The 3497-nt window shown below is 70.0% G+C and carries 6 protein-coding genes; 3 read left to right on the top strand and 3 right to left on the bottom strand.

Translation table 11 applies throughout. From position 1 onward, the window contains the following. The 3 genes from ACNPM4_RS02065 to ACNPM4_RS02055 form a co-directional block, all read left to right on the top strand. Nucleotides 1-525: MarR family winged helix-turn-helix transcriptional regulator (locus tag ACNPM4_RS02065; RefSeq protein WP_448984521.1), on the top strand; the 525-nt coding region annotated here is incomplete at its 5' end. A gap of 1 nt (nt 526) precedes the next feature. Then, nucleotides 527-997 (top strand): SRPBCC family protein, encoded by a 471-nt coding sequence (locus ACNPM4_RS02060; RefSeq protein ID WP_448984520.1) that lies wholly within the window; start codon nt 527-529, stop codon nt 995-997. Further along, entirely contained in the window at nt 994-1437 is a 444-nt protein-coding gene (locus ACNPM4_RS02055; protein ID WP_448984519.1) for a YdeI/OmpD-associated family protein, read from the top strand. Before ACNPM4_RS02060 ends, ACNPM4_RS02055 begins: the two co-directional genes overlap by 4 nt. Here the strand turns inward: ACNPM4_RS02055 and ACNPM4_RS02050 are convergent. From ACNPM4_RS02050 to ACNPM4_RS02040, 3 genes are all read right to left on the bottom strand, one after another. After that, nucleotides 1434-2210, bottom strand: coding sequence for an enoyl-CoA hydratase-related protein (locus ACNPM4_RS02050; protein WP_448984518.1), 777 nt, complete (start codon nt 2208-2210; stop codon nt 1434-1436). The genes ACNPM4_RS02055 and ACNPM4_RS02050 overlap by 4 nt on opposite strands. Nucleotides 2211-2238: 28 nt before the next feature. Continuing rightward, on the bottom strand, nt 2239-3144 hold the full coding sequence (gene mmsB, locus ACNPM4_RS02045) for a 3-hydroxyisobutyrate dehydrogenase (protein ID WP_029263923.1): 906 nt from the start codon (nt 3142-3144) through the stop codon (nt 2239-2241). Continuing rightward, nucleotides 3141-3497: acyl-CoA dehydrogenase family protein (locus ACNPM4_RS02040; RefSeq protein WP_448984517.1), on the bottom strand; the 357-nt coding region annotated here is incomplete at its 5' end. The genes mmsB and ACNPM4_RS02040, both read right to left, overlap by 4 nt.

Here is a 3497-nt window from a genome sequence, read left to right as displayed (position 1 = left end):
CGCCCTCTTCCCGTGGACCCGCTCGCCGAAGCCAAGCGGCAGTGGCTCGCTCACGGATGGACGGATGCCGCCGACGGCATGGCCGTCGTCACCTCGGTCATGCGGGCCCAGCAGCTGCTGCTCGCCCGGGTCGATGCGGCGCTCAAGCCGTTCGCCCTCAGCTTCGCCCGGTTCGAGGTGCTGCGCCTGCTGGCGTTCAGCCGCGCCGGTCGCCTCCCCCTCTCGAGCGTGGTCGCCCGCCTCCAGGTGCACCCGACCACGGTGACCAGTACGGCCGAACGCCTGGTCCGCGACGGGCTCATCGCCAGGGAGCCGCATCCGCACGACGGGCGTGCGGCGCTCCTCGCCCTCACGGACGCCGGTCGAGAGCTGGTCGAACGCGCCACCCGGGCGCTGAACTCCGAGGTCTTCGCCGACCCCGGCATGAGCCGCGACGACGCTGCCGAGCTCGTCGCGATCGTCGCGCGGCTGCGCAAAGACGCCGGAGACTTCGCCGATCCGCGTCCGCAGCCCGACGCCCTCTGACATGGCACGGTTCACGCTCGAGACGGTCATCCCGGCCGCTCCTGCCGAAGTGTTCGACGCATCGCTCGACCCGGGGCTCCACGTGAAGAGCATGGCCCGGTACGGCGAGACGATGATCGAGGCCCCGACGGGCGGGGTCTTCACCGAGGGATCGACGGCCACGTGGCGGGCGCGTCACTTCGGTATCCCCTTCCGCCTGCGGTCGATCGTGTTCGACGTCGATCCCCCACGCGGTTTCTCAGACCGCCAGATCGCCGGCCCGTTCCGCGACTTCCTGCACCAGCACCGCTTCGAGGAGCATCCGGCCGGCACGCTCATGCACGACACCGTGACTTTCCATTCGCCGCTGGGCCCGCTCGGCCGCCTGGTCGACGCGATGTTCCTGCGCGCGTACATGCGTCGGCTGATCCTGGAGCGCAACGCGATCCTGGCCGCCGAGTTCGAGGGCCCCGGGCGTACGCTTCCGACATGAGCGAACTGCGCTTGCACACCGTCCTCACCGGCCGTGGCCCGGCTGCGGCGATCCTGCTCAGCGATGAGCAGGTCGCGTCGCTCAGCGCGGGCAAGGCGTTCCCGGTCGCCGTGACGATCGGCGGACGCACGGCGCGTCTTCGTGTGGCCCGGATGGGCAGCGAGAACATGATCGGCTTCAGCAAGGCCGTGCGCGCCGACCTCGGACTCGAGATCGGCCAAGAGATCGATGCTGTGATTCGCGTGGATTCGGCCGAGCGCACCGTCGATGTTCCGTCCGAGCTCTCCGCAGCTCTGGATGCCGACCCCGCGGTGCGCGCCGCTTTCGATGCCCTGTCCTACTCCGTCCGCAAGGAGCACGCGCGCTCCGTCACCGAAGCGAAGCTGGACGCGACCCGCGAGCGCCGCATCGCGAAGATCGTCGACGCGCTCCGCGGCTAGCGGTTCCGGAAGTCGGGCGACCGCTTCTCCCGGAAGGCCGACATGCCCTCCTTCTGGTCTGCGGTGTCGAACAGCGCGGCGAAAGCCTGCTTCTCGTGGGCGAGACCTTCGGCCAGAGTCGTCTCCATCGCGGCGTCGAGTGCGGCCTTCGCGGCGTACACCGACGGGAGCGACTTCGAGGCGATCGTGTCGGACAGCTTCGTCGCCTCGGCGAGGAGATCGGATGCCGGCGCGACCCGGGACACGAGCCCGGCGCGTTCCGCCTCCTCGGCGCCCATGAAGCGCCCGGAGAGCACGAGTTCCGCCGCCTTGTAGTAGCCGACCGCGCGGATCAACCGCTGAGTACCGCCCATGCCGGGGATGACGCCGAGGTTGATCTCGGGCTGGCCGAACTTCGCGTTGTCGGCGGCCAGGATGATGTCGCACATCATCGCCAGCTCGCATCCGCCGCCCAGGGCGAACCCGGAGACAGCCGCGATCACCGGCGTGCGCACCGCCGCGAACTCATGCCAGACCCCGAAGTGGTCGGTCGCGAGCATCTCGGCGGCCGACATCTCCTCCATCTCCTTGATGTCGGCACCGGCGGCGAAGGCCTTCTCGGAACCGGTCACCACGATGGCCCCGACCCCTTCGTCCGCATCGAACGCGACCGCAGCGGCGGTGACCTCCTCGGCCAGCCGGCTGTTCAGCGCGTTCAGCGCCTCAGGACGGTTCAGGGTGATCCACCCGACTCGTCCGCGCTGCTCGACCAGGATCGTCTCGTACTCGGTCATATCGCCCTCTCCGTCGAAGTACCGATCATCACACGACGCCGTCGCGGATGTCGGTGATGATGCCGGAGAAGTCCCGGGACGCACCGTCGCCGGCGGCGAAGGCGGCGTACAGTTCCTGCGCGAGCCGGCCCATGCGTGCGTCGGTCGAGGTCTGCTCGATGGCCTGCAGCGCAAGGCCGAGGTCCTTCGCCATGAGCGCCCCCGCGAAGCCGGGCTGATAGTCGCGGTTGGCCGGGCTCGTGGGCACGGGACCGGGCACGGGACAGTTCGTGGTGATCGACCAGCACTGCCCGGATGCCTGCGAGACGACGTCGAACAGCGCCTGGTGCTCGAGCCCGAGCCGCTCCCCCAGCACGAAGGCCTCGGCGACGGCGATCTGCGAGACCGCGAGCACCATGTTGTTGCAGACCTTCGCCGCCTGGCCGAGGCCCGGACCACCGCAGTGCACGATGCGCGCGCCCATGACCTCCAGCAGCGGGAGCGCCGCGGCGAAGTCGTCGTCGGATCCACCCACCATGAACGCGAGGGTGCCGTTCTCGGCCCCCACGACTCCGCCCGAGACCGGGGCGTCGACGTTGCGGTGCCCCGCGGCGAGCGCGAGCGCGTGAGCCGCGCGCGCCTCGTCGACCGCGATGGTGGACGACTCGATGAAGAGGGTGTCCGGTCGCGCGGCCGCGAGCAGCTCCGTGCGATACGCCTCGATCACGTGCTTCCCCGCGGGGAACATCGTGATGACGACATCCGCATGCGCCACGGCATCCGCCCCGCTCGCCGCCACGGGGATGCCGGCAGCCTGCGCGGCCTCGATGGCCGCGGGCACGAGATCGAAGCCGTGCACCTCGTGGCCGGCGGCGACGAGGTTCTTCGCCATCGGCAGGCCCATGTGTCCGAGGCCGAGAAAAGCGACGACCGCTTTCGAGGACGACACGGTCATGATGCGCTCCGCATCGAGCTCGAACCCGCGGGTCGCAGCATCTCGCGTCCGACGATCAGTCGCATGATCTCGTTCGTCCCCTCCAGGATCTGGTGCACCCGCAGGTCACGGACGACCCGCTCGATCCCGTAGTCCTGCAGATACCCGTAGCCGCCGTGCAGCTGCAGCGCCCGGTTGGCGACGTCGAAGCCGGCGTCGGTGGCGAAGCGCTTGGCCATCGCGCAGCGCATGGTCGCGTCGGGCGCCTGCTCGTCGACGGCCTGGGCACCGTCGCGCACCATCAGCCGGGCCGCGTGCAGTTCGGTGCGCATGTCGGCGATCGCGAACAGGATCGCCTGCTTCTCGGCGAGCGG

This window comes from Microbacterium umsixpiens (genome assembly GCF_053543675.1).
The sequence above is the reverse complement of the archived record's forward strand: the minus strand, read 5'-3'. Positions and strand labels throughout refer to the sequence as shown.